The sequence below is a fragment of the Pseudomonas sp. M2 genome, from assembly GCF_015751845.1.
Lineage (GTDB): Bacteria > Pseudomonadota > Gammaproteobacteria > Pseudomonadales > Pseudomonadaceae > Aquipseudomonas > Aquipseudomonas putida_E.
Genome location: NZ_JADOUD010000001.1, coordinates 5694297 through 5717314 on the forward strand (window position 1 = coordinate 5694297; position 23018 = coordinate 5717314).

Below are 23018 nucleotides of genomic sequence, written 5' to 3' on the forward strand. Positions count from 1 at the left end.
CCTCAAATTACTCTTCAATTTACAGCCACGGGTGAGCTTTGCCCGTGCGAACATAAAACAACTACACCATGCATTCCGAATGCTACACCCTAACCAGAGATACCTTGTCCACGCAGCAAAACGTGCGCTTGCTGGCTCGGCTCTGACTGCGCAACAGCTTTGTCACCTACAAAATCACTCTTTCGCAAGAACAACAACGCGGCGACTGAAGCAATACCTGTGGATACGTAGAAGTACCATGGGGACGAAAGATCGCCTGTCGACTGAATCAACCACGTAGAGATCAAGGGCGCGCTTCCGCCGAACATTGCTACCGGTAGGTTGTAAGCGATAGCTATACCGGTTGAGCGTACCTTTGTCGGCAGTAACTCACTCATTGTGGCATAGGTCGATGAGGCATAAAGCCCGAACAAAATCGCTACGGCCATTAGTGGTACAAGGAAGGTGAGCGGGGTCGCACCTTTAGCAGAATGGAACAGCCAATACATTGCCAAGGTTGCAAGAACAGCCACAACCAAGAGAAAGCCTTTCCGACCATAGCGATCAGTAAACATACCGCCTAGAGGCATCACAGCAGCCGAAGTGATACTAGCGCTGAAAACGTAAAGAAGCGTCACCCCACTACTGAAACCCAGAATTTTCGACATATACGTCGAGGCAAACGTGAGTACCAAGTAAAAAATCGAACTGTGAAGGGAGATAATGAAGAAAACCAACGCGATCGAGCGCTTCCACTGCCACACATCCCGCAGCGGTGCTTTGGACGTTCCACCAGAGTGAAGTAGAGCCAGGAATTCAGGGCTGTCTTCCAGCTTTAGCCGAATATACATCGATACCAAACCCATAGGGCCGGCAAGCAGGAATGGGATCCGCCATCCCCCGTTCTGCATCGACTCCGCACCAACGAGGTAGGTCATGCCGTTGGCTACGACTCCGCCCAACACCAAGCCCAATACAGCAGTTACCATCAACCAGGAAGTTGAGAACCCCCTACGGCCAGGCCCAGCGTATTCGGAGATGAAGCTCGTAATCGTGCCGATTTCTCCACCCGCTGAAAAACCTTGAATGCAGCGAATCAGTATTAGCAAGATGGGTGCAGCGATACCCACTGATTCGTAGGTTGGAGCAAGACCGATCAGGAAGGTGGATCCGGACATCATTACCAAGACCGTGATCAAGGTACGCCGCCGTCCGATTTTGTCCGCGAGCGGCCCGAAAAAGAGACCGCCCAGTGGCCGAATGAAAAAGCTCAATGCGAAGGCTGCGAAGCTGCTCAGCAAGCTTGTTGTTGGATCATCTGATACGAAGAAAGCTTGGCCGATGTAAACAGCCAGGAAGCCATAGACACCGTAGTCATACCACTCGATGAGGTGCCCCGAGGTAGCACCGATGAAAGCACGCCTACGTTGTCGAACTACACCTTCAGATCCATCACTCATCGTTGTATCCTCTTTTATTTTTATTCATGGACTACACACGTAAATTATTTTCTGAGAGGCCTGCTATCGGCCGGCGGCCTCTTGCAGCCTTAACTTCCTTCTCCTCTGAAATGGGGCGGCGTCCTCTCGGCCGACCTGATTCATGCAGATAACCGACGATGGCACCGGTCATTTTTCAAGTCCGAGAGCTGGCTTTAGACTGCATCACCCACCAGGACACCGCTATTCGTGCAACTACGTACACGTACGAGTAGCGCCATGCGTGTTACGATGTGGGTTCGCCCTAAGCGTTTAGAAGGCCCCCGATGAGTGATCACTTACTTCAGCCACAAGATCTTGAACGGATTGGTTTTCAAGTCTCTCCGGCCCCACAGGTGATCACATCGAATCGCCGCATCCTGGAGGTGAACCAGGCTTTCGGCAGCCTTTTTGGCTTTGAGCGGATGGAACTCATCGGAGAGCTCCTGCTCAAGCTCTATCCTTCGCAGACCGATTTCCGCGATATAGGGGAGCGGAGCTTGAACTGGCTGAGGCACGCGAAGAACGGCGCTTACTCAGATGAGCGCTTCATGCAACACCGCAACGGGGAAGTGTTCTGGGCCCGGGCAAGCGGTTTCACGTTGACACCGGAGGATCCATTCCAACTGATGGTCTGGCACTTCGAGCGGGTTGATCGTGCTATCCGCACGGCTGTAAACCTCACGCCCCGAGAGCGTGAGATTTCGGTAGACATTGTGAACGGGCTTACGTGCAAAGAGATTGGCCGCAGACTGAATATCTCTCATCGCACTGTAGAGGTTCACCGTGCTCGCCTGATGAAAAAGCTCAAGGCCAAGAACAGCGCGGAACTTGTCTCCAAAATTATCGTACTGGACTGACACTGCAAATTTCCAAAACTGTTATTTGCATCAAGGAAAAGCTGTATTACAGTAAGCCGCAAGGGAAACGTCAGATGAAACTCGGATTTGCAATAATTACCTGAGCGGCAGCATGCATCTCCGCTTGCAATAAGCCTAGCTTTCTTACTTCACCAATGGTATAGCCGGGACTGGAAAATTGGACAGCAATTTTCCCGCCAAGCTTGAGAACAGTTATGCGCAGTATCAAAGCCTGAAAGGAAATGGTTTAAGTGTAATGGCACGCCGAAAACAGGCAGATCACGGCGAGATGCTGTACAAGGGAGATGGCTACATGACCGCTTGGTTCAGGTATTTACTAACCCAAGACAGTGAAGCAGCGCGAGCTTTTGTATAGCGCTACAATTCTTCTTGCAGGAAAGCCAGGCAAGCCTGGCTTGAGATACCTATCAAACGCGTTCTAGCGCAAGCGCCAAGCCTTGGCCTACTCCAACGCACATTGTCGCCAAGCCACGCCGTCCACCCTGTTTTTCTAAGGCATGCACCGCCGTCATCACCAGGCGAGCACCACTCATGCCAAGTGGATGACCAAGGGCGATGGCGCCGCCATTAGGATTTAGCTGCTTGGCATCATCTGCGATGTCCAACGCCCTGGCCACGGCAAGACTTTGACTGGCAAAGGCCTCGTTGAGCTCAATGACATCAAAGTCGCTGATTTCAAGATTGATTCTGGCAAGCAACTTCTGAACAGCTGGCACTGGCCCAATACCCATCACCCGTGGAGCGACCCCTGCGCTAGCCATACCCAGTACACGTGCGCGAGCGATGAGGCCATGGCGCTCGACCGCAGCAGCGCTTGCGAGGAACATGGCGGCTGCACCATCGTTGACTCCCGACGCATTGCCTGCGGTAACAGTGTTGCCAGGGCCGTTAACCGGCTTTAACGCTGATAATGTTTGGATGGTGGTCTCTGGACGCGGATGTTCGTCCTGGTCAACAATCCGCTCGCCCTTCCGGTGACGGACTACTACAGGGACGATTTCTTCAGAGAAGAACCCACTGCGATGAGCCTCCGCCGCGCGTGCCTGACTACGGCTAGAAAATGCATCCTGTTCTTCACGGGAAACGCCATATTGCGCAGCGACGTTGTCAGCTGTCTGCGGCATGCTATCGACGCCATAATGCTCGGCCATCGCAGGGTTGACGAAGCGCCAACCAATCGTTGTGTCCTCAATACTCATGGCACGAGAAAAAGCTGTCTCAGCCTTCCCCATCACGAATGGAGCTCTGGACATCGACTCGACGCCACCCGCAATAGCCAGCTCCATCTCGCCGCAAGCAATAGCTCGGTATGCAGTGCCAACAGCATCAAGTCCTGAAGCACACAGCCGGTTCAGCGTCACCCCGGCCACACTCTCAGGCAGCCCGGCCAGGAGCGCCGCCATGCGCGCAACATTGCGATTGTCCTCGCCGGCTTGATTTGCACAACCCAAGAACACTTCCTCGATAGCGTTCAGATCTACTCCAGGGTTGCGCTCAATCAAGGCTTTGAGAGGAACAGCTGCCAAGTCATCCGCTCGCACTCCCGCTAAGGCCCCACCAAAACGCCCGATTGGGGTACGAACGGCATCGCATATGAAAACATCATGCATGTGGATGGTTCCTGTTCAAGTCTCGAATCGAATCAGTTGGCTTTGGTGACTGGCCTACCAGCTTCAGCCGGAGTACCCAACACGATTGTTGCGGCGCCTGTGAGCATCAGAACGCCATAAGCAGCCTGCGACGCGGCCATGCTGCCAGTGAGGTCAATCAATGCACCTACAATGGCTGGCATAAATACGTTACCAACACCTGCCAAAGTGGTTACCAAGGCGATGCTGCCTGCTGCTGCCTTGCCAGTAAGCAGGCTGCCGGGGAGTGTCCAGAACGGGCCGGTCGCGCCAAGAACGGATGCTGTGGCGATTACCAGAAGAATTACCGAGGCTGTGGTATTGGGTTGGAGAATGGCCAGCGTCAACCAACCAATCGCCGAGACACTCAAGCAAATCGCTACATGCCAGCGGCGCTCCATCACTTTGTCCGAATGCTTACCTACCAAATACTGAGTGATCATGCCGACCATGAAGGGAAGCGCAGACAGCAGACCGACATGGAACAGATCAGTTACGCCAGTCTTGCGAATGATTGTTGGCACCCAGAATGCAGCGGCAACCGCGCCACTGAAAACCGCCAACGCGGTGAACGCCAGTACATAGACACGCTTGTCTTTGAACGCCCCCCAGAGTGAATGGTGTTCATTGGCGTTGCTGGTGTCATCTGCAGCCAACTCATCAAGAATGACTTTGCGCTCTTGATCAGAAAGCCACTTGGCTTCTTTGGGCGAGTTATCGAGCAACAGGTAGGTGACGACACCCATGACGCAGGCAGGCAGGCCGGCTACCAGAAACAGGATCTGCCAACCCTTGAGGCCGAACAAACCATCCAGATGCTGCATGATGCCGCCCGCCAATGGGCCACCGATCATTCCCGAGATAGGGATTGCAGCCATGAACATTGCAGTGACACTGGCTCGGCGGTTGCGCGGAACCCAAAGTGTCAGGAACAACAACACACCGGGGAAGAAGCCTGCCTCAGCCACACCCAGCGCGAAGCGCAGAATGTAGAACAGCATCTCGTTTTGCATCATTGAGAACGCCGCGCAGGCGATTCCCCACATGATCATGATGCGGAGTACCGTCTTGCGGAAACCGATGCGCTGGAGCATCAGGTTGCTCGGAATTTCAAAAAGGATGTATCCGACGAAGAAGATTCCGGCACCAATGCCGAACACCATCTCGCCGAAACCAAGGTCAGTCATGAAGCCGAGCTTGGCGAAGCCGATGACATTCCGGTCAATCAGTGCCAAGACGTAGCAGATCATGAGCAGTGGCAGGATCTTCCATTTCACTCGTGCGAACGTCCGCTGAGCGAACTGTTCGTCGGTGAACGCCTGGACGGCATCTGCACTATTGCGCGCTGTGATCATTGTGGGTTGCCCTGTTGTTGTTATCAGTTTTGCCATCACATGAGCGTGCCAGCTCAGTGTACGGCTATCAGCCAAGCCTTGGGCGCTTGCTGTGTTGCATGAGACCCCCGCAACGCCTAAAAGTCAATAGGTCATTCCTATAGCCTATTGACTTTTTGGTCGTCCTCGCCGGTAATTGTCGAGAGCTGACTCAACGTCAGCTGACAGAAACGCCCCCACATAGGACAGGTAACAATGACAACAAACCTGAACCGGCAGCTGCTGACGCTGACCACGCTCACCTTGGCCGCATCCTCAGGCGTACAAGCCGCGTTTCTCGAGGACAGCAAAACCTCGATCGACTCAAAAACGTTCTACTTTCAAAATGATTACCGCGATGGAACCGGGCAAAACCGCGTAGAAGAAGCCGCACAGGGTCTGACCTTTCGGTTCCAGTCTGGATATACGGATGGAGATATTGGCCTGGGGCTGGATGCTGCCCTGATGGCGGGGTTCAAGCTCGACTCAAGTCCTGAGCGAAGCGGCTCCGGACTGCTGCCGCGTAACGCCGAAAGCCGCCCTGGAGGCCCCAGCTATGCTCGAGAGTCCCAAGACGAGTACAGCAAACTCGCGCTGACAGCGAAGCTCAGGCTCTACAGAGATACTGAAGTGCTGTTCGGCACTATCAACCCCAACCTGGGAGTGCTGCAACCAAGCACCACGCGGCTGTTCCCTCAAGATTTTCAGGGTACCCAAGTAACAAATACCTCGATATCTGGCCTGACGCTCAGAGCCGGTAAGCTTGATCGAGCTCGTCATCGCGACTCGACCGATTACCAGGGAATCGGTATTGCCTACGCAAATGGACAGTACCCACGCACCGATGACGGTGACTTCAAATATGCAGCTGCAGACTACGCAGTCAGCAAGGATGTGGTGCTCAGCTACAACATCGGAGAGCTGCAGGACGTTTATCGCCAACACTTCATCGGAATCAAAGGCAAATTGCCGGCAGGGCCAGGACGCATTGTCAGTGACATAAGGTTGTTTGCCTCTGAAGAAGCTGGCTCCGGCGACGCAGGGTCTATCGACAACTGGATCTACAGTGGGCTGTTTGGGTACGAGTGGAATGGCCACACGCTGCAAGCCGGGTATCAGAAGGTAGATGGCAAGGGCGCATACCCTCAGCTCGAAAGTACCGCGACCTATCTGCATACAGAAATGATGATCACCAATTTCGCAAAGCAGAACCAAGCTTCGTGGCTAGCTCGATATGACTACAACTTTGCTGCCGCAGGCATCCCAGGGCTGATGCTAACCGTGCGTTATGTGAAGAGCGATGACGCAGAAGTGGTGGGTTTCCAGCAAGAAGGTCGCGAGCGTGAGCTCGATACCGATATTGGATATGTGGTGCAAAGCGGAACATTCAGAGACCTCGGCGTGCGTTGGCGCCATGGCGTGATGCGTAGCAATTACCAGCGAAACAGCGACCAGGATCGGCTGATCGTCGACTACAGCTTCAAGTTCTAAGCACTCGGCACTCGGCCCCCTCCCCCATCCTGACCACCTAGTGTCGGGATGGGAGCGCTCGTGCCCCGTTACCATACGAAGGTGTAACAATGAAACTGTCGAAATCAGTCGCATCACTAAGCTCTATCTGGGCCATTGCGCTCATACCAATTGCCTGGTCGCAGGATAATCTCCAACACCGTTCAATCCAGAATGCAGACGCCACGATCGCTTACTCAGTACAAGGCGAAGGCCCGCTGGTCATGATCCTGGCATCCACCGGACGGGGCAGCGCCGAATTTGCTCCATTAGCCAAGCAACTGGTGAGACGGGGTTATCGAGTCGTTTTGCCTGAACCTAGGGGTATCGCAGGCAGTAGTGGGCCGATGAAAAACGTGACTTTTCACGACTTTGGCAATGACTTTGCCAAAGTCATTGCCGCCGAGGGAGGCCCTGCAATTGTTGCAGGGCATGCGTACGGACAATGGATAGCTAAAACCGTCGCGAGCGACCACCCAGGGGATGTTCGCGGGATCGTGCTGCTCGCTGGTGGCGCTCGTCAGTGGCCGAGTGAGCTTTCAGAGGCAGTTACCCGGATAAATTCTGAGGAAACATCCCGTGATGAAAAGCTCGCTGCTTTGCGCTTGGCGTTCTTCGCCGAAGGCAATGATCCCGGCCACTGGCTTACCGGCTGGCATCCAGAAGTCACTTGGAGCCAGCGTGAAGCGCGAGCCAACACACCTAAAGAAAGCTATTGGGCGGGAGGTAGCGCCCCGATTCTGGACTTACAGGCTGGCTCGGATCCGTTTCGTCCCGAGAGCTCCCGCATGGAAACCAAAGATGAGTTTGGAGATCGTGTGACCGTCAAGGTCATTCCAAATGCGAGCCATGCGTTACCGGCAGAGAAGCCCTTGGAAACAGCCGATGCTATTGCTGATTGGGCTGATGGGTTACCTAAGTAGCGTTGATAAAAAAGGGAGATCATTGCTGATCTCCCTTTTTTACGCAGTGCAATCAGCGCCCGACAAATACCGGCGCTCGCTTCTCCACTACTGCCCGTGTAGCTTCACGAGCATCCTCGGTCGCCATCAGGCGTGTACTGTAGCTCTGCTCTACCTGGTATCCATCTTCCACTTGCATGAACTCGATCTCGTTCAGTGAAGCCTTGCCCATACGCAGGCCCAGTGGACTCTTGCTTGCGATCAATCGAGCCAGTTCCAGCGCACGCGACAACAATTCCTCATGAGGTAGAACTTCCTCTACCAGGCCAATGCGCAGTGCCTCAGCCGCATCAATTGGCAGTCCAGTGAAGAACATTTTGCGTAGGTTACCCTGACCGATCAAACGCCCGAGGTGCGCGCCGCCGCCACAGCGCCCAACGTTGATCTCCGGCATGCTGAACTTGGCTCGTTCCGATGCCAGGCGGATATCACATACGGCAGCAAGTACCGTTCCTGCTCCCAGCGCTGGGCCATTCACTGCAGCAATCACCGGCACCGCGCACTGCCGCACAGCAGCAAAGCATTGCCGGACTACAGCGGCACGAGCAGGATCCTCATCAACGGTGGCAGCAAGGAACTCATGCAAATCCAGGCCAGCACAAAATGCACGATCGCCGGCAGCAGTAAAGATCACGCAGTTGACTGACGGATCGTCACCCAGCTGGGTGAACAGTTCCCCGATGGCTTGGTAGTGGGCCAGGGTGATTGCATTCACCGGCGCGCGATCCAAAGTGACTACGGCAACGCCATCGTTGATCTCAAGCTTCAAGTCTTGCATCACTCTCTTCCCTCAATATCGAAACCGAAAAGATGGGCAGGGTTATCTACCAGAATCTGACGAATGATTGCTTCATCTCCTACCCAATTCATGAAGACATCCAGCAACTGTCCAACATCCGGCGATGCATCAGCCATGCGAACAAATGGCCAATCAGATCCCCACAGCAGTCTGTCGGGACGTTTGCTCACCAAGGCCCGATGAAACGGCTCTAGCTCGGCATATACAGGGGACTGCCGAGACACACGACACAGCGACAGCTTTGTCCAAACTTGTCCACTTTCGAGCAGGCCCAGGAAGCGCTGGAAAGCGGCCCCATCGACCCCAGTCGTTACGTCAAATTGCCCCATGTGATCGAACACGATCGGCATATCGAGATCTTTGACTGATTCGTAGACATCTGGACAGTCCTGAGCCTTGGCCCAGATATGTGCGTGCCAGCCGCGTTCGCGCATGCGTGGAGCCAGTTGGCGCAGAGTATCTACGCCAATGCTGCCTGCGTAGCGCTTCCCACTACTGGGGTCGAGCATCTCGATGAAGCGCAATCCGCGCACCCCAGCACGATGCAGAACATCCAGGGAGGCATCACTGATACCTGAATCAGCTACAGCGATGCCTCGCGCACGGCCACGCAGCGCATCAAGTGCATTAACCAAGGCGCGAGTATCGGTTCCGTAAGGCGCCGGCTGAACAAGGACGCCCCTGTCCAACCCGACGCTGTCCAGCATCTGTCGATAGACCGACGGCGTCGCCAACGGGATCGCATAGGTCGCCGCACCAGTTGGAAAGCGTTCGAGAGGGCCAAAAACATGACTGTGAACGTCACACGCACCAGCGGGCACTACTCGAGATGTACGGGCCGGCATGCGCGGCTCAATCGTATCCATCAGCACTCCCCCGTCGCGGGCTGCGCGCAATCCTGGAATCTGGCCGGCGCAGGCTCTGTCAGACTGGGCAATCCGCAGTGGGTATCGGTTGGCACATCCAAGGGGGCTTTGACGCCATCAGGTAGCGGAATGCGGTGGACGTTCAGGGTCATGGCTACCAGCGTGTAGTAGCCAATCACCGATGACAACTCGACCACCCCAACCGTCCCCCAGCGCTCATGTATGCGCTCGTACACATCTTCCTGCACATCGCCGTGAAGCTGCATCTGTCGAGCGAATGTATAGATGTCCCAAGCCTCCGAGTCTTCGAAGACTGGAGCATCACCCGCAGCGATTGCTTCAATGATCGGACGCTCCAAACCGGCAGTGGCAGCATCACCGGCGTGGATATGCCATTCCAGCTGCCCGTTCCAGCGGCGGGCAGTCACCAAGATAGCCAGCTCACTGAGGCGCTTCGGGAGAACAGTGTCGTAACGCAACACTTCACCCAAGCGCTGCCAGCGGTCAGCCAAAACTGGGTTATGCATAGCTGCCCGCAAAGGCCCTACGAGTCGCCCGCGAGGGCCACGTACAACGGCTTCATAAACCTCAGCCTGCGCCTCAGACATGGTGCGAGCATCAAACAACGGAATTCTGGCCATGACTCACTCCTGCGAGACGGCGGATGGGACATCTATCTTGATTCCCAGCTCACTCAACACCTCAACCGTGTGCTCGCCCAACAATGGCGGAGCACGGTTGAAATCCAAGGTGGAGTTGCGCATGCGAATCGGACTGACCACTTGAGGTACGACACCTGCCAGTGGGTGGGGAAGTTCCCGTAGCATTTCTCGTGATTTGACCTGTTCGTCAGCGAAAACCATCGGCACAGTATTGATGGGGCCACACGGCACCTTTGCCGCTTCCAAAGCGAGCAGCCACTCCTGCAGTGGACGCTCAGCAAGCCGTTTAGAAATGATGCGGAGCAGCGAAGGCAAATTGTCGACCCGAGCCTGGTTGGTAGCGTACAGCGGGTCATCGGCCAACGTTGGTTCTGAAATGACTTCGCAGAACCGACGGAATTGACCGTCGTTACCTACCGCCAGAACGATATGGCCATCAGCGCACTTGAAAACATCTTGTGGTTGGATGTTCGGATGGCGATTGCCTGCACGCTGCGGCGTCTTACCCGATACCAGGTGATTCATGGCCTGGTTGGCCAGTACAGCTGTTTGCACATCCAACATGGCCAAGTCGATGTACTCACCTTCACCTGTGCGATCGCGGTGAGCGAGTGCGGCCAGAACCGATACGGTGGCATACATGCCGGTCATGATATCGACAATCGGAATACCGACTTTTTGCGGGCCGCCGCCAGGAAGATCATCTCGCTCCCCTGTCACGCTCATCAAACCGCCCATGGCCTGAATCATGAAATCGTATGCGGCATTGTCACGCTTCGGGCCTGTTTGACCGAAACCGGTGATGGAGCAGTAAATGATATCGGGTTTGACGGCCTTGAGGTCTTCATAACCAAGGCCGTAACGGCTTAACGTACCTACCTTGAAATTCTCCAATACGATGTCCGAAGCTGCGGCAAGCTGCCTCACGACTTCTTGTCCAGCCGGGTCAGCCAAATCGACGGTGACGGAGCGTTTACCACGGTTGACCGAAAGGTAGTAACCCGCCTCTTTCGTCGCTTTGCCTTCTTTGTCTGTCAAGAAAGGAGGCCCCCAGGTACGGGTATCATCACCGACGTCGGGACGCTCGACTTTGATTACATCTGCGCCAAGGTCAGCCAAAACCTGCCCTGACCAAGGGCCTGCCATGATTCGGCTCAGATCGAGTACACGGATATGTGAAAGTGGGCCTGCCATGTTATGGACTCCAGAGTTAGGGCGCGCTGGGCGCGTTGTCGTCACGAATCATGGTCGCAATGACGGAGGGTCGAGATTGATAGCGCTGATACCACTGCGCGAGGGCTGGGTGGTCGGAGCGCCAATCAATGAAGGCCCATCGAAAATCGAGTTGGCCAAGAGCACATCCGATAGAGATATGGCCAAGCCCGAATGGCGCGGCCTCAAGCTCTGCTGCCTGGGCTTCCAACGCAGCTAGCACCGCAATGCATTTCAGGTTGAACGCATTGAGGAAGGGATCGTCTGTACAGTCGTATGACAAGCCACGGTCGATATACCAATTGCGCCACAACAACAGCGCATCGATAAAACCGTCGCCCAACGCTTGCCAGGTCATAGCTTGTATATACCGAGCGCGATCTGCGGGTATTAACTTGGCTCCGCCGTGAAGCTCGTCCAGAAAATCACAGATGACACGAGAGTCGTACAGCTTTCGGCCATCCTCCAGAACCAATGTCGGGATCTTGTTCAGGGGGTTGTCGTGCATGACCTGCTCGTTGAGCTGACTCATACCGACCACATTCCGCACGCAGGTGACGCGGTCGAGAAGACCCGTTTCGTGAAGTACGATCATCACCTTACGTACGAACGGAGAGCGAGGTGACCAGTGAAGAGTCATAACCTGGCTTGCGCTGCTTGAAGAGGGGGCAAAGGTCACTTTTGATCCTATGTGCTATCTTTATGACCTTTTCAGTATAGACTCATCTGAAAAGAGCTTACCATCCCTAATTCATCGATTTTTTTCAGGGTTGAAGAGGTGCAGTCAAACGACTGGATTCGCGCGCCTCAAAGCGTTGCTGCCAGTGGGCCAGGAGAAGGTATTTGTCGCGCCACACCAGGTCGTCAAACCGAACTGCAAGGTAGCCCAGGGCGCATCCGATTGCGATATGTCCGATACCGTAACGAGCAGCGTCCAGCTGTTCGACCTCCTTCTCCAGCATCTGCAAAGTTGACGAGAGCTTAAGTGCGGAGGCTTTCAGAAAGTCCTGTTGTTGCTGAGAGTCAGGTCGGTCACGCTCATGTCGCCAAAGGATCAGCGTGTCACACAAACCGTCCCCCAACGCCTGCCAGCGCAGCGCCTGCCAGCGCGCATCGGACGGGTATGGGTAAAGCCGTGGGCCATGCCCCAGGGTATCCAGGTATTCACAGATCACTACCGAGTCAAACAAAGCCATCCCATCGCTCAGCTCCAACGTTGGAATGCGCAACAACGGGTTGATCGTCGTCAGTGAGTCATTGGGTGTGTGCCGCGAGACCTTGGTGCGCACGCAGCGCACCTCGTCCTGCAACTGATGCTCATGGATCACGCACATAACCTTTCGTACAAATGGCGAAAGTGGCGACCAATGAAGCGTCATCACGGTGGTCATACGCTTACCTTGACGTCGAGTCTGACCACGTCACCCCGATAGACACCATCCCCAACAAAGACCAGTCGCCCCTGATCATCTATGGCAGACCGGTAGCAGTAGGCGACAGGCGCATTGAGTGGGATCTCAAGGGCTTCTGCAGTGGCCAAATCAGCAGTGCCAATAGTGATGGTCTGATGCACTTCCTTGAGCGTTAGGCCGGGCAGATCTTTGAGGATCCGCAAGGTGGTATGCGTTTCGAGCAGTTTCGCCGGGATCTTGCGCACCAGTCGCGAATCGATGAAAGCGTTCCCAATGTAGTACGGCTTGCCGTCTCGCAGATGACGGCGTCTCCAGCACCTGTATTCCGGCGCCATTTCACCGATTTTGTGCTGCACATTAACGGGCTGAGCCTTGACGTCGAAGGACAGCACCTCAGTCGTAACCCCTTCGGGAGAGAGCAAAAGCCCCGACCAGTCAGTGGGGACTTCACACCACATTTGCTCTTGTGGCTGCTGGATAACAAAGGTTCCTTTCGCACGGAAGCGACGTATCAGCTTGTCCTCTTCGAGGATGTCCAATGCCTGCCTTACCGTAGCGCGTGCGACGCTACATTCCGCTGCAAGGTCATCGACGGTGGGAATCTGATCTCCCACCGGCCACAAACCTTGCTCGATTCTACGCCGGAATAATGTGGCCAGCTGGATGTAACGAGCAACCCCACTTCGGCTGAAATCAATGCCTGACTTGCCAGCCAATGCATCCATGTCTTTCATCAATTCGTCTCACCTGTGAGCCCCTCAGGGCATGCGTCAATCGCGTCAGGGCAGTATCGCATAAACCATAGAGTTACATTATTAGCCTTTTCAACCTAAGCCCCTATAATTCCATAGGTCATCCTATTGACCTTTATGGCGCCATGTCCGTACAGTGACGCAACACTCACACTGTCAAACGGATATCAGTCATGAGCACCGCACTGAGTACATCAGCCAGCATTGGCATCATAGGGGCAGGCACTATGGGTGCGGGCATCGTCGCGGTGGCGTTACGAGCGGGACATCCAGTTTACCTGCACGATACTCGCCAACAAGCGTTAACCAAGGGGGCCGAGACGGTGACATCATCGCTTGATCGCTGGGTCAAACGTGGGCACCTAACTGCTGATCAACGCGACGCATGCCTAGGACGCCTGACCCTTGCAACCAGCTTGACCGAGCTTGCTTCATGTTCGTTAGTGGTTGAAGCCATTGTTGAAAACCTTGAAATCAAGCAAGAGCTTTTCCGAGCGCTTGAGGGAATCGTTGGAGAGGGTGCGATCCTGGCCAGCAACACCTCATCAATCTCGATCACAGCGATCGCGGCTACGTTGCAAAAGCCGGAGCGGATGATCGGCATGCATTTCTTCAACCCAGCAACAGTGCTACCGCTGGTAGAGGTGGTTAAAGGCGAAGCCACATGTGCCACAGTGGTAGCCCAGATCAGCGAGCTCGCAGTGAAATGGGGCAAAAGCCCTGTTGAGTGCAAATCAACTCCAGGCTTTATCGTTAACCGCGTCGCCCGCCCGTTCTACGCTGAAGCCCTCCTCGCCTTGCAGGACAATGTCGCTTCCATTGGTGTCATTGATGCCGCTTTGCGCGATGCGGGTGGTTTTCGCATGGGGCCGTTGGAACTGATGGATCTTATTGGTCACGACACCAATTTCGCAGTGACCCAAAGCATCTACGATGCCTTCTTCCAAGACCCTCGCTACCGCCCTTCACTTATCCAGAAAGCACTGGTAGACGCGGGATGGCTCGGTCGGAAAAGTGGACGGGGATTCTACCGATACGACGAATCGACCAGCCAGAATGAGATCGTATTCGAACCTACCTGCTCTTCGCCAAACCTGGTGCAGCAATTTGGCGATTTCCCTGGTGCTCAAATTTTGGGGCGCCTGGCTGAGAGGCATGGTTGCCGCATCGAAACACACAATGGTGAAGGCTATCTAATCGTCGATGGCGTCCAGATACGACCTTGCCTCGGATTGACCGCAACCGAAATAGCCCTCAGCCAAAACCTGGATCAAGTCGTATTGTTCGACGCCTCCACCGGTCACGAAGCTGCATCCCTCGTCGTTCTCAGCAAAGCAGAAACATGTGAGCGAGCTTCCTTGGATAGCGCGATTGGCTTTTTCCAAGCGCTAGGTAAGCAGGTTGTAGTGATTGACGACGCTGCGGGGATGCTCGTCACTCGAACACTTTGCATGCTTGCGAACGAGGCTGCGGAAGCCGTTAGTCATGGCATTGCCTCTTCGCAGGATGTCGACCTCGCCATGCTCAAAGGCGTCAACTACCCAGTCGGCCCACTGTGCTGGGCGGACGGTTTTGGCAATCAGAATGTGGTCACAGTTTTAGACAACTTGGCACGCGCTTACCCAGATGGACGTTATCGCGCCAGTGCACTACTCCGCCGCAAGGCGCAGACAAACACTTTCTGGAAACAACTCTGAATTGAGGCCCCACATGACTTCCTCAAACCCAGTTCGACAGCAAATTCACGAGGATGGCTACGCCATCATCACCCTAGACCGACCAGTGCGTCGAAATGCTCTGAACCTGGAAATCAAACAACTACTAGCACAAGCTGTAGAGACACTCGCAGCCGACTCTCGCGTTCATGCTTTGGTAATAACGGGAGCCGGGGGGTATTTTGTTGCCGGGACAGATATCGCCGAGATGCGAGACATGACCCCGACTCAACACATTGAACTGAAAACTGGGCGACTATTCGAAGTCGTGGACTACTGCAAAAAGCCTGTTATAGCGGCGATCGAGGGGTATGCGCTTGGTGGCGGATGCGAGCTCGCTTTAGCATGCGATATCATTATCGCCTCGAGAACAGCGCGCCTGGGTCAGCCAGAGATTAACGTAGGCATCATGCCGGGAGCAGGTGGCACACAGCGATTGCTCCGGACAATTGGTAAATACCGTACAGCGTTGCTTACCCTCACAGGTGATCCACTGACTGCCGAGCAGGCGTTCAGTGCCGGAATGATTTCAGAATTGTGTGAAGAAGGGGCTGCGCTAGAACGGGCATGTTCTATCGCTGCCCGAATAGCACTTCAACCTCCGCTTGCAGTGCTCGCTATTAAGGAATTACTCGCAACAGGTGAGGATGCACCACTCCATAGCATGTTAAAGCGGGAGCGGAGTGCATTCGTGCAATTATTCGACAGCAACGACCAAAAGGAAGGAATGGCTGCATTCATGGAAAAGCGGAAACCGGTATATCAAGGACGCTGACTTGATCACTTCGATCTCTTCCTTGCTCCTGGAAATGATAGGTAAAGTGCATCTTTTTACGACTACCTCCCTCGCTGCGTTGAGCAAGCAGGCTGCTGCAGGAATGAATGAGGGTAGCCTCACCTGGTACGAAATTCCTCGAAACCAAGGCCTGCTCAACGCCATCATTACGCGCGCCCCAAGAGAACTGTTCAATCAGAACTGTGATCTGCTAACCATCAATGTCTTCCTCGCTGACCACAAAGCAGACACCCTCACCCGCGTGGTGAATACAGTTGAGACTTTCGCAGCAGCGAACAACAGCGAAACCCTTCAGTTCATGTCCGCAGCAGGTAATGCCGGGATTGAGGCCGCAACCAACATCGTCGTGAAGAAGGCAAATGTGCAGATATTGATGATCAAACCTGCGCAATGGTGAGACGCTATCGCGCGCCTATTACCATGCCTTGTTGTCGACTGGAAAGGTCGTGATCCTGACCGGCGTCACGCTGGGAATTGCGGTGGCTACCTGGGCATTCTCGCCCATCAAATTTCAAGCGGACATGGGCATACTGCTGGCCTTCATGTTCATCTGGAACATGCTGGGCGCTCTTATCCTGACTCCAGCTCTGGCAAGGCTATTCCTAACAAATCACCACCTTGGTGCTCATTCAAAAACTGGACAGGTGCTGCTTTGATCACCACCGACCCGTGTCACAGCGGGTCGGTATCTCAAGACCGCCCAACGGACAGCTGAGTTGCTCGGCTACCGATAGAATCAACCGGCAGCGATAGAGAATGGAACTACTTTATTTACCGCTTGCTTCTGATTCAGGTATCGGGTGCAGCTTACCCGCAGGAAGGATGCAAAATTCACTACCTCTCCGCGATAATCCATGACTTCCTCGTACAGCTTTGCGATGAGCTGGTTGGTGCTAACACCATCCGTTTCAGCAATCTCAGTCAGGATGTCCCAGAACTGGTTTTCCAGACGCAAGGTGGTGACTACGCCCCGAATACGCAAGGAGCGCGAGCGCGACTCATAGAGAATCGGGTCTGCCTTCACATACAGCTCACACATAACGCCTCCGCTGGATCTACCTGGTTAAGTCGCAATCGAGGGAATAGGCCCAAGCCTGAAGGTACCTCCCCAAAGCAGCACGCGGGTAATAAACCGCTATTACACGCGCCCATTTTGCTGCCGGGGGGGCTACGTAATAGCCACTTATTACCCGCCAGATTTTCATGCTGCCATCCTGAGTGCATAACAACACCACAGGAAAGCCTGATCATGCCGAAATTCCTCCATACCATGATCCGCGTAGGTGACCTGGATGCCTCCATGCGTTTCTACGGACAAGCATTCGACCTGCAGGAATCCCATCGCCTCGAGTTCGACGACTTTTCCCTCGTCTACCTACGCGATCAGCAGAGCGGCACCGAAATAGAACTGACCTGGAACAAGGGCCAGGACGGCTACACCCACGGTAGCGGATATGGCCATGTGGCCTTCGCAGTAGATGACCTCGATCAGCATCACACTCGGTTGAACGAAATGGGACTTTCCCCTGCCCCCATCAAGGAATTCAAGCGCGGTGAAGAGATGCTCGCTCGCTTCTTTTTCATTCAAGACCCTGATGGCTACAAGATCGAAGTGTTGCAGCGCGCCGGCCACTATCAATAGCCCAATCTCGAGCATCTGACGTTCAGATGTAGTCGATCAATACCGTCGGAAAAAAACGCGCCCCCCCTCTCACGCAGCACCCGTGATGTCAGGCTCCTAATAAGAACAAAAAGGAGAACCGCATGAACGATCTACAAGCCAGCCGCCGTGGCTTCCTCAAAGGCAGCGGCGGAATTCTTTTGGGTACACTGCTTTTCACGTCCGGCCCCATAGCTCTCCTTGCTCCCAGTACAACCTGGGCGCTCGAAATGAAAATGCTGAACAACACTGTGGCCGCGCGACTAATCGTTATGGTACGCCGCATCTATCCTCACGATCGGATGGAAGATGCTGTGTACGCTTTCGCGATCAAGGCGCTGGACGACCGCGCCATGACTGACCCCTCCATTCTTCCCCTGCTTGAGCAAGGCCTGAGCGAGCTAGACAAATCAGCAGGTGGCGCCTGGCTGGATCTGGATGAGGGGCGCCAATTGGCCGCGCTTGAGTCCATCCAGAACACCCCTTTTTTCACTTTGGTCAGATCAGTGTCGGTCAATGCCCTTTATAGCAACGAACTCGCCTACCAGCACTTTGGCTACGAGGGAGCCTCCTTCCCCAAAGGTGGCTACTTGATGCGTGGCTTCAACGATCTGAAATGGCTGCCTGCAGCCCCTACCGAAGCCAGCCCCCCCGCGTTTTCCTGAGGATCCGCACATGACTACATTCAGCTTTGACGACGACTCGGTAGTGGTGATCATCGGTTCTGGCGCGGGTGGCGGGACTCTGGCCAATGAGTTGTGTCAGAAGGGAATCCCGGTCGTTTTACTAGAAGCCGGCCAGCGGCAATCCTCAGCAACCTTCATCAATGACGAATGGCCTTCGTTCGAGCAATTGTCCTGGAGCGATACACGGACGACTTCGGGTTCATGGCAAATCGCCAAGGACTTTCCAAACCTTCCAGCTTGGATCTGCAAGACCGTGGGCGGAACGACTACCCACTGGGCAGGTGCCAGCCTGCGATTCCAAGAACACGAATTTCGAGCGCGCCAAACCTATGGTGACATCAAAGACGCGAACCTGCTCGACTGGCCATTGACGCTCGCAGAGCTAGAACCCTTCTATGCAAGGGCAGAAGACAAGATGGGCGTGACGCGCACCAACGAGATTCCAGGCCTGCCGGGGAACAACAATTTTCAGGTGATGTATAACGGTGCTCGCAAGCTTGGCTACAAGAAATGCAGTACCGGCCACATGGCGATCAACAGCCGCGCCCGCGCAGGACGTGCTCAATGCATGCAACTCGGCTTCTGCTTCCAAGGCTGCAAAATGGGGGCAAAATGGTCAACGCTCTACACCGAAATTCCGGCGGCCGAGGCCACTGGCAAGCTTGAGCTTCGCACACAGGCTCACGCGGTGAAAATCGAACATGATGCCAAGGGTCGCGCGACTGGTGTGGTCTACGCAGATGCGCAAGGGCGACTGCAACGCCAAAAAGCGCGCCTTGTAGCAGTAGCAGGTAACGCCATCGAAACTCCTCGCTTGCTGCTCAATTCGACCAGCACATTGTTCCCTCATGGCCTTGGCAACGGTTCCGGAATGGTCGGCAAACATTACATGCGCCACACCACCGGTTCAGTATTCGCGGAATTCAAAGATCCGGTGCATTTCTACCGGGGCACCATCATGGCCGGGCTTATAGGTGACGAGGTGCACTTCAATCCCGACAGAGGTTTTGTCGGTGGCTACGAAATGGAAACCATCTCGCTCGGCCCCTCCTTCATGGCAGCGTTCTTCAACCCTGGTGCCTGGGGGCGCGACTTTACCCGAGTTATGGACAACTACACGCATCTGGCTGGCATGTGGCTGGTCGGTGAGGACATGCCCCGGGAAAGCAATCGCATCACCCTAAGCGATACCGTCAAAGACCGTTTCGGCATTCCAGTAGCAAACGTGCACTACGACGACCACCCCAACGATATCGCAATGCGAGAGCACGCCTATCGGCAAGGTAGCGCCGTATATGAAGCTGTCGGCGCACTGAAGACTCACCGCGTCCCCCCCTACCCCTCGACTCATAACATGGGCACTTGTCGCATGAGCCACAAGGAAGCCGATGGCGTCTGCAACAAATACGGGCAAAGCCATGAAGTCCCGAATCTGTTCATTTCGGATGGCAGTCAGTTCACCACCAGCGCAGCCGAGAACCCTACTCTGACAATCGTTAGCCTTGCGATTCGTCAGGCTGAGTACATTGCCGATGCTTTGAGGACGCATGCGGCATGACTACTTCCGCCAAGCGCCTCGAGATTTACGCTCTCCCAGCATTTACCGACAACTACATCTGGCTTCTGGCCGATCACTCAAGCCAGGCCTGTGCAGTTGTAGATCCAGGCGATGCCGGACCCGTTCAAGCTTGGCTGGAAGAACATCCCGGTTGGGCGCTCACCGATGTACTGATCACTCACCATCACAGCGACCATGTGGGTGGTGTGAAAAAACTGAAGTCTGCATTCGATCTTCGCGTCCATGGCCCCGAGAACGAGCCGATCCCTTACAGGGATCGGCCACTCAAGGACAGCGATCTGATTCAGGTATTAGGACGAACCATCAATGTGATCGCAGTGCCTGGCCATACTTCAGGGCACGTGGCCTATCACCTGGTTGATGAGAAAGCGCTGTTCAGCGGCGACACGCTGTTTAGCGCCGGCTGTGGCCGCCTGTTCGAGGGTACGCCTATGCAGATGCTGACGTCGCTCGAATGTCTCGCAGCGCTACCGGAGGAGACGCAGGTATATTGCGCACACGAGTACACCCTCTCCAACCTGCGTTTTGCTTTGGCTGTAGACCCAGACAATCACCAAATCGCCGAGCTCTTGGCTGAAGCCTGCGAAGTCCGAGGCCGTGGACAGTGCACCTTACCTACCCGAATTGGCGTTGAGCGCGCATCTAACCCGTTCTTGCGTGTGCGGGAAGCGGGAATCGTTGAGGCTGTCCAACGCTACGCGGGACTGAAGATCACATCTGCCGAGGAATGCTTTGCAGCCTTACGCAAGTGGAAAGACAATTTCTGAACAACAAGAAGAAGATCACCTATGAAAAAAACACTGCTGATTACCCTGACAGCCTTCATGATTGCTACTGCCCAAGCGGCTCAAGAGCCTGAGGTCGTATTCGCAAAATCCTGCGCCATGTGCCACAACGGACAACTCCCAAACGCGCCCAAAAAAGGTGATACCACTGCATGGAAACCCCGCCTTGCTCAAGGGCAAGACGTACTGCTCAAAAATGTGGTGAAAGGATTGAGTGTCATGCCACCACGTGGACTCTGCAGTGACTGCAGCGACGAAGACCTCATGGCAACGATAGGCTGGATGTCTCGCTGAGGACTGAAAGGAGCTGTGCTTTGAAAAGAGTCATTTCTGTAGGCAACGCTGAAGTAGAGCACCCAAAGCATCTATCGAGCATCACTTGGGCAAAGGGTGCCTTCCCCCGCAATTCCCAGCGTTGGTGTTCCGGTGACTTATCGTCCCAAAGCCTCTACGGGACGAACGCCTCGCCGCTTGAGAAATAACTGATATGCAGCTTCTCCTTGATGGCGTTCTCCATGAAGCGCCTGCACCTCGCTTTTCACGAGCCGCTGGATCAATTCCACAGGAGGGAACGAAGCCTTCGACTGGGGATGATGTGGAAAGGGCCGATTAGCAGGTTCGGCCCGTTACACCACTTTAGAAGTTAAAGGTATAACGCATGATCAATCGATTTTCATTAGCGCTATCCGCATAGGTCGATCGGTTCGTAGAGTTACGCCATTGGAACGAAACGCCCTTTGCAGGCCCACTCTGGATGACATAAGAGATGTCAGTGACCCGCTCCCATTCTTTGCCATCGTCCCCGTTTAGACGCAGAGAAGCGGCTTGGCGGCTTGTCAGCAGAGTAGGATCAACATCATCCCCTTTCATGTACCTGGTGGTAAACAGCAAGCCAGGCACACCCAAAGCAGCGAAGTCAAAGTCATACCTCGCGAACCAGACGCGCTCGTTGGGGGCAGTGAATGTGCTGACCAGCGATTCGCCGAATAGGTAGCTATCTGTGCCGTTTACAAACGCAAATGGCGTGTCGCCCCAAGCCTTTTGGTAACCGCCGCCGATGGTGTGCCCTTTAATGCTGTAGGCGAAATAGCTACTCAGCGTCCGGTTGTCCACCTCACCTAATTTTTTGGAGCCGGTTTCGCTAGCATCGAACAGGCGAACATCCGCGATCACATTGCCTTCCGAAACTGGCTGGATAACTTTAATCCCCGCGAAGTAGGATTTGTAGAGGTCTTCAAGCTCGGCGGCGTGCAAGCTGAATGTCATGTCCTTTGCTGGCTTGAAGTCCAATGCCATGTAGTTATAGTGATCAGCCTCAACCGGAGCATAGCCAGTAGCTGTGAGGGATTCGAAATCGGTGGAATTACGCTGCTTCACGGCGTTTACCCTGATAGCCGTTACCGTCAATTTATCGATATCGTTGACGGTCAAAGACCCCCCGCGAAAAACCTGAGGCAGTAGGCGACTATTATTGCTCCAGAGGAGAGGCATTAGAGGATTCACCCCTCCTACCCTCAACTCAGTCTTGCCTACCCTCGCTTTAGCGGTAGCCACAAATTTTCCGTACTCGTCTTCCACATTCCTGCCGGAATCGTAGGCAAGCAGCCCAGACCCCGTTCTGTCAGGGCTAGAGTCAAGCTTAACCCCCAACAAGCCCATGGCATCGATACCGAAACCCACTGGCCCTTCTGTGAAGCCAGACTGCAGGTTCAGAATAAAGCCTTGTGCCCACTCATCGCGCTTGGACTGCGCAGCTCCATCATTGCGAAAATCGCGATTGTAATAGAAATTCCGAAGCTCGAAATTGCCTTTGAAGTCGTCCACGAACGCGGCAGAAGCATAAGGCGCGACTAACAGTACTACCGAACAAACCAACGATTTTTGAGAAAAAATAGACATCACAGGCACCTTGTTCTTGTTGTGTGCTTGAGCATGAGCCGCCCACCAGCGCCTCATGTAGATTCTGCCCTTGGATAGGATCAAAGCGCTGCTGACGAATTAACCATTTATCACCAATCCAGTGATTGCATCCCGACTTCCGGCCAACTCTCGAAGCATGCATTTCTGAACCTTGCCAGTTGCAGTTTTTAGAAGCTCTTGGACAATCACTCGACGAGGACACTTAAACCGCGCGAATCGCTCCTGACAGAACTCAATGATTGCACGCTCCGAGGGTTGGACATGGCCCGGCTTTAATTAAACGAGAAACGATAATTCCGGCCATGCAGCTCATGCAATCCTTTGCTTATCACTTCGACTGCTCCCCAACAGGCTGTAGAGCCGT

The 23018-nt window shown here is 54.5% G+C and carries 23 protein-coding genes and 2 pseudogenes; 12 read left to right on the forward strand and 13 right to left on the reverse strand.

Translation table 11 applies throughout. From position 1 onward, the window contains the following. Positions 1-89 precede the first annotated feature (89 nt). Positions 90-1439, reverse strand: a complete 1350-nt coding sequence (locus tag IWW33_RS26330) for an MFS transporter (protein WP_119688911.1) — start codon at positions 1437-1439, stop codon at positions 90-92. A gap of 305 nt (positions 1440-1744) precedes the next feature. Between IWW33_RS26330 and IWW33_RS26335 the strand changes: the two genes are divergently transcribed. Beyond that, positions 1745-2317, forward strand: coding sequence for a LuxR C-terminal-related transcriptional regulator (locus IWW33_RS26335; protein ID WP_119688910.1), 573 nt, complete (start codon positions 1745-1747; stop codon positions 2315-2317). A 178-nt stretch (positions 2318-2495) separates the two neighbouring features. Further along, the gene (locus IWW33_RS26340) at positions 2496-2693 is read left to right on the forward strand and encodes a hypothetical protein (protein ID WP_147405252.1); all 198 of its coding nucleotides are present in this window, start codon (positions 2496-2498) and stop codon (positions 2691-2693) included. Between the two features lie 52 nt (positions 2694-2745). On the opposite strand, the gene pcaF is transcribed toward IWW33_RS26340, so the two are convergent. Further along, positions 2746-3948 (reverse strand): 3-oxoadipyl-CoA thiolase, encoded by a 1203-nt coding sequence (pcaF, locus tag IWW33_RS26345; protein ID WP_196914427.1) that lies wholly within the window; start codon positions 3946-3948, stop codon positions 2746-2748. Between the two features lie 32 nt (positions 3949-3980). Further along, positions 3981-5321, reverse strand: coding sequence for an MFS transporter (locus IWW33_RS26350; RefSeq protein ID WP_174141476.1), 1341 nt, complete (start codon positions 5319-5321; stop codon positions 3981-3983). A gap of 234 nt (positions 5322-5555) precedes the next feature. Between IWW33_RS26350 and IWW33_RS26355 the strand changes: the two genes are divergently transcribed. Both IWW33_RS26355 and IWW33_RS26360 read left to right on the forward strand, forming a co-directional pair. Then, a complete protein-coding gene (locus IWW33_RS26355; RefSeq protein WP_119688907.1) occupies positions 5556-6830 on the forward strand; it encodes an OprD family outer membrane porin in 1275 nt (424 codons plus the stop codon). 89 nt (positions 6831-6919) lie between these two features. Continuing rightward, positions 6920-7771 carry an alpha/beta hydrolase gene (locus tag IWW33_RS26360; protein WP_174141475.1) on the forward strand — a complete coding sequence of 284 codons (852 nt, stop codon included), beginning with the start codon at positions 6920-6922 and terminating at the stop codon, positions 7769-7771. Between the two features lie 52 nt (positions 7772-7823). On the opposite strand, the gene IWW33_RS26365 is transcribed toward IWW33_RS26360, so the two are convergent. From IWW33_RS26365 to IWW33_RS26395, 7 genes are all read right to left on the reverse strand, one after another. Continuing rightward, complete coding sequence (locus IWW33_RS26365; protein WP_119688905.1) at positions 7824-8588, reverse strand: enoyl-CoA hydratase-related protein; 765 nt, start codon at positions 8586-8588, stop codon at positions 7824-7826. Beyond that, positions 8588-9475: an amidohydrolase family protein gene (locus IWW33_RS26370; protein ID WP_119688904.1), complete on the reverse strand. Its 888-nt coding sequence runs from the start codon at positions 9473-9475 to the stop codon at positions 8588-8590. The genes IWW33_RS26365 and IWW33_RS26370 overlap by 1 nt, the downstream gene beginning before the upstream one ends. After that, the gene (locus IWW33_RS26375; protein WP_174141474.1) at positions 9475-10116 is read right to left on the reverse strand and encodes a carboxymuconolactone decarboxylase family protein; all 642 of its coding nucleotides are present in this window, start codon (positions 10114-10116) and stop codon (positions 9475-9477) included. The genes IWW33_RS26370 and IWW33_RS26375 overlap by 1 nt, the downstream gene beginning before the upstream one ends. Positions 10117-10119: 3 nt before the next feature. Continuing rightward, positions 10120-11331: a CaiB/BaiF CoA-transferase family protein gene (locus IWW33_RS26380; protein ID WP_119688902.1), complete on the reverse strand. Its 1212-nt coding sequence runs from the start codon at positions 11329-11331 to the stop codon at positions 10120-10122. Between the two features lie 16 nt (positions 11332-11347). After that, on the reverse strand, positions 11348-11989 hold the full coding sequence (locus tag IWW33_RS26385) for a glutathione S-transferase family protein (protein ID WP_119688901.1): 642 nt from the start codon (positions 11987-11989) through the stop codon (positions 11348-11350). A 124-nt stretch (positions 11990-12113) separates the two neighbouring features. Further along, entirely contained in the window at positions 12114-12740 is a 627-nt protein-coding gene (locus IWW33_RS26390; protein ID WP_196914429.1) for a glutathione S-transferase family protein, read from the reverse strand. Further along, on the reverse strand, positions 12737-13495 hold the full coding sequence (locus IWW33_RS26395) for a GntR family transcriptional regulator (protein ID WP_196914430.1): 759 nt from the start codon (positions 13493-13495) through the stop codon (positions 12737-12739). The genes IWW33_RS26390 and IWW33_RS26395 overlap by 4 nt, the downstream gene beginning before the upstream one ends. Positions 13496-13686: 191 nt before the next feature. Between IWW33_RS26395 and IWW33_RS26400 the strand changes: the two genes are divergently transcribed. From IWW33_RS26400 to IWW33_RS26410, 3 genes and pseudogenes are all read left to right on the forward strand, one after another. Beyond that, positions 13687-15210 carry a 3-hydroxyacyl-CoA dehydrogenase gene (locus IWW33_RS26400; RefSeq protein WP_119688900.1) on the forward strand — a complete coding sequence of 508 codons (1524 nt, stop codon included), beginning with the start codon at positions 13687-13689 and terminating at the stop codon, positions 15208-15210. Between the two features lie 13 nt (positions 15211-15223). After that, entirely contained in the window at positions 15224-16003 is a 780-nt protein-coding gene (locus tag IWW33_RS26405) for an enoyl-CoA hydratase-related protein (RefSeq protein WP_119688899.1), read from the forward strand. Between the two features lie 58 nt (positions 16004-16061). Further along, positions 16062-16680: pseudogene (locus IWW33_RS26410) on the forward strand (MMPL family transporter); the annotation flags it as partial. 80 nt (positions 16681-16760) lie between these two features. Here IWW33_RS26410 and IWW33_RS26415 read toward each other — a convergent pair. Continuing rightward, on the reverse strand, positions 16761-17063 hold the full coding sequence (locus IWW33_RS26415) for a ribbon-helix-helix domain-containing protein (protein ID WP_119688898.1): 303 nt from the start codon (positions 17061-17063) through the stop codon (positions 16761-16763). A gap of 210 nt (positions 17064-17273) precedes the next feature. Between IWW33_RS26415 and IWW33_RS26420 the strand changes: the two genes are divergently transcribed. The 5 genes from IWW33_RS26420 (at position 17274) to IWW33_RS26440 (ending at position 21028) form a co-directional block, all read left to right on the forward strand. Then, the gene (locus IWW33_RS26420; protein WP_174141473.1) at positions 17274-17666 is read left to right on the forward strand and encodes a VOC family protein; all 393 of its coding nucleotides are present in this window, start codon (positions 17274-17276) and stop codon (positions 17664-17666) included. A gap of 122 nt (positions 17667-17788) precedes the next feature. After that, positions 17789-18349: a tat (twin-arginine translocation) pathway signal sequence gene (locus tag IWW33_RS26425; RefSeq protein ID WP_119688896.1), complete on the forward strand. Its 561-nt coding sequence runs from the start codon at positions 17789-17791 to the stop codon at positions 18347-18349. 10 nt (positions 18350-18359) lie between these two features. Beyond that, positions 18360-19928: a GMC family oxidoreductase gene (locus IWW33_RS26430; RefSeq protein WP_119688895.1), complete on the forward strand. Its 1569-nt coding sequence runs from the start codon at positions 18360-18362 to the stop codon at positions 19926-19928. Beyond that, positions 19925-20716 (forward strand): hydroxyacylglutathione hydrolase, encoded by a 792-nt coding sequence (gene gloB, locus IWW33_RS26435; RefSeq protein WP_119688894.1) that lies wholly within the window; start codon positions 19925-19927, stop codon positions 20714-20716. The genes IWW33_RS26430 and gloB overlap by 4 nt, the downstream gene beginning before the upstream one ends. Before the next feature lie 21 nt (positions 20717-20737). After that, positions 20738-21028 (forward strand): c-type cytochrome, encoded by a 291-nt coding sequence (locus tag IWW33_RS26440; protein WP_119688893.1) that lies wholly within the window; start codon positions 20738-20740, stop codon positions 21026-21028. Positions 21029-21370: 342 nt separating this feature from the next. Here IWW33_RS26440 and IWW33_RS26445 read toward each other — a convergent pair whose 3' ends face one another. Continuing rightward, the gene (locus IWW33_RS26445) at positions 21371-22690 is read right to left on the reverse strand and encodes an OprD family porin (protein ID WP_174141472.1); all 1320 of its coding nucleotides are present in this window, start codon (positions 22688-22690) and stop codon (positions 21371-21373) included. Positions 22691-22732: 42 nt separating this feature from the next. Next, a pseudogene (locus IWW33_RS26960) lies at positions 22733-22918 on the reverse strand (acyl-CoA synthetase); the annotation flags it as partial. Between the last annotated feature and the right edge of the window lie 100 nt (positions 22919-23018).

Coding starts and splice junctions, on each gene's coding strand:
- IWW33_RS26330 (WP_119688911.1), bottom strand. CDS start 1,439: ATGAGTGATGGATCTGAAGGTGTAGTTCGACAACGTAGGCGTGCTTTC.
- IWW33_RS26335 (WP_119688910.1), top strand. CDS start 1,745: ATGAGTGATCACTTACTTCAGCCACAAGATCTTGAACGGATTGGTTTT.
- pcaF (WP_196914427.1), bottom strand. CDS start 3,948: ATGCATGATGTTTTCATATGCGATGCCGTTCGTACCCCAATCGGGCGT.
- IWW33_RS26350 (WP_174141476.1), bottom strand. CDS start 5,321: ATGATCACAGCGCGCAATAGTGCAGATGCCGTCCAGGCGTTCACCGAC.
- IWW33_RS26355 (WP_119688907.1), top strand. CDS start 5,556: ATGACAACAAACCTGAACCGGCAGCTGCTGACGCTGACCACGCTCACC.
- IWW33_RS26360 (WP_174141475.1), top strand. CDS start 6,920: ATGAAACTGTCGAAATCAGTCGCATCACTAAGCTCTATCTGGGCCATT.
- IWW33_RS26365 (WP_119688905.1), bottom strand. CDS start 8,588: ATGCAAGACTTGAAGCTTGAGATCAACGATGGCGTTGCCGTAGTCACT.
- IWW33_RS26370 (WP_119688904.1), bottom strand. CDS start 9,475: ATGGATACGATTGAGCCGCGCATGCCGGCCCGTACATCTCGAGTAGTG.
- IWW33_RS26375 (WP_174141474.1), bottom strand. CDS start 10,116: ATGGCCAGAATTCCGTTGTTTGATGCTCGCACCATGTCTGAGGCGCAG.
- IWW33_RS26380 (WP_119688902.1), bottom strand. CDS start 11,331: ATGGCAGGCCCACTTTCACATATCCGTGTACTCGATCTGAGCCGAATC.
- IWW33_RS26385 (WP_119688901.1), bottom strand. CDS start 11,989: ATGACTCTTCACTGGTCACCTCGCTCTCCGTTCGTACGTAAGGTGATG.
- IWW33_RS26390 (WP_196914429.1), bottom strand. CDS start 12,740: ATGACCACCGTGATGACGCTTCATTGGTCGCCACTTTCGCCATTTGTA.
- IWW33_RS26395 (WP_196914430.1), bottom strand. CDS start 13,495: ATGAAAGACATGGATGCATTGGCTGGCAAGTCAGGCATTGATTTCAGC.
- IWW33_RS26400 (WP_119688900.1), top strand. CDS start 13,687: ATGAGCACCGCACTGAGTACATCAGCCAGCATTGGCATCATAGGGGCA.
- IWW33_RS26405 (WP_119688899.1), top strand. CDS start 15,224: ATGACTTCCTCAAACCCAGTTCGACAGCAAATTCACGAGGATGGCTAC.
- IWW33_RS26415 (WP_119688898.1), bottom strand. CDS start 17,063: ATGTGTGAGCTGTATGTGAAGGCAGACCCGATTCTCTATGAGTCGCGC.
- IWW33_RS26420 (WP_174141473.1), top strand. CDS start 17,274: ATGCCGAAATTCCTCCATACCATGATCCGCGTAGGTGACCTGGATGCC.
- IWW33_RS26425 (WP_119688896.1), top strand. CDS start 17,789: ATGAACGATCTACAAGCCAGCCGCCGTGGCTTCCTCAAAGGCAGCGGC.
- IWW33_RS26430 (WP_119688895.1), top strand. CDS start 18,360: ATGACTACATTCAGCTTTGACGACGACTCGGTAGTGGTGATCATCGGT.
- gloB (WP_119688894.1), top strand. CDS start 19,925: ATGACTACTTCCGCCAAGCGCCTCGAGATTTACGCTCTCCCAGCATTT.
- IWW33_RS26440 (WP_119688893.1), top strand. CDS start 20,738: ATGAAAAAAACACTGCTGATTACCCTGACAGCCTTCATGATTGCTACT.
- IWW33_RS26445 (WP_174141472.1), bottom strand. CDS start 22,690: ATGAGGCGCTGGTGGGCGGCTCATGCTCAAGCACACAACAAGAACAAG.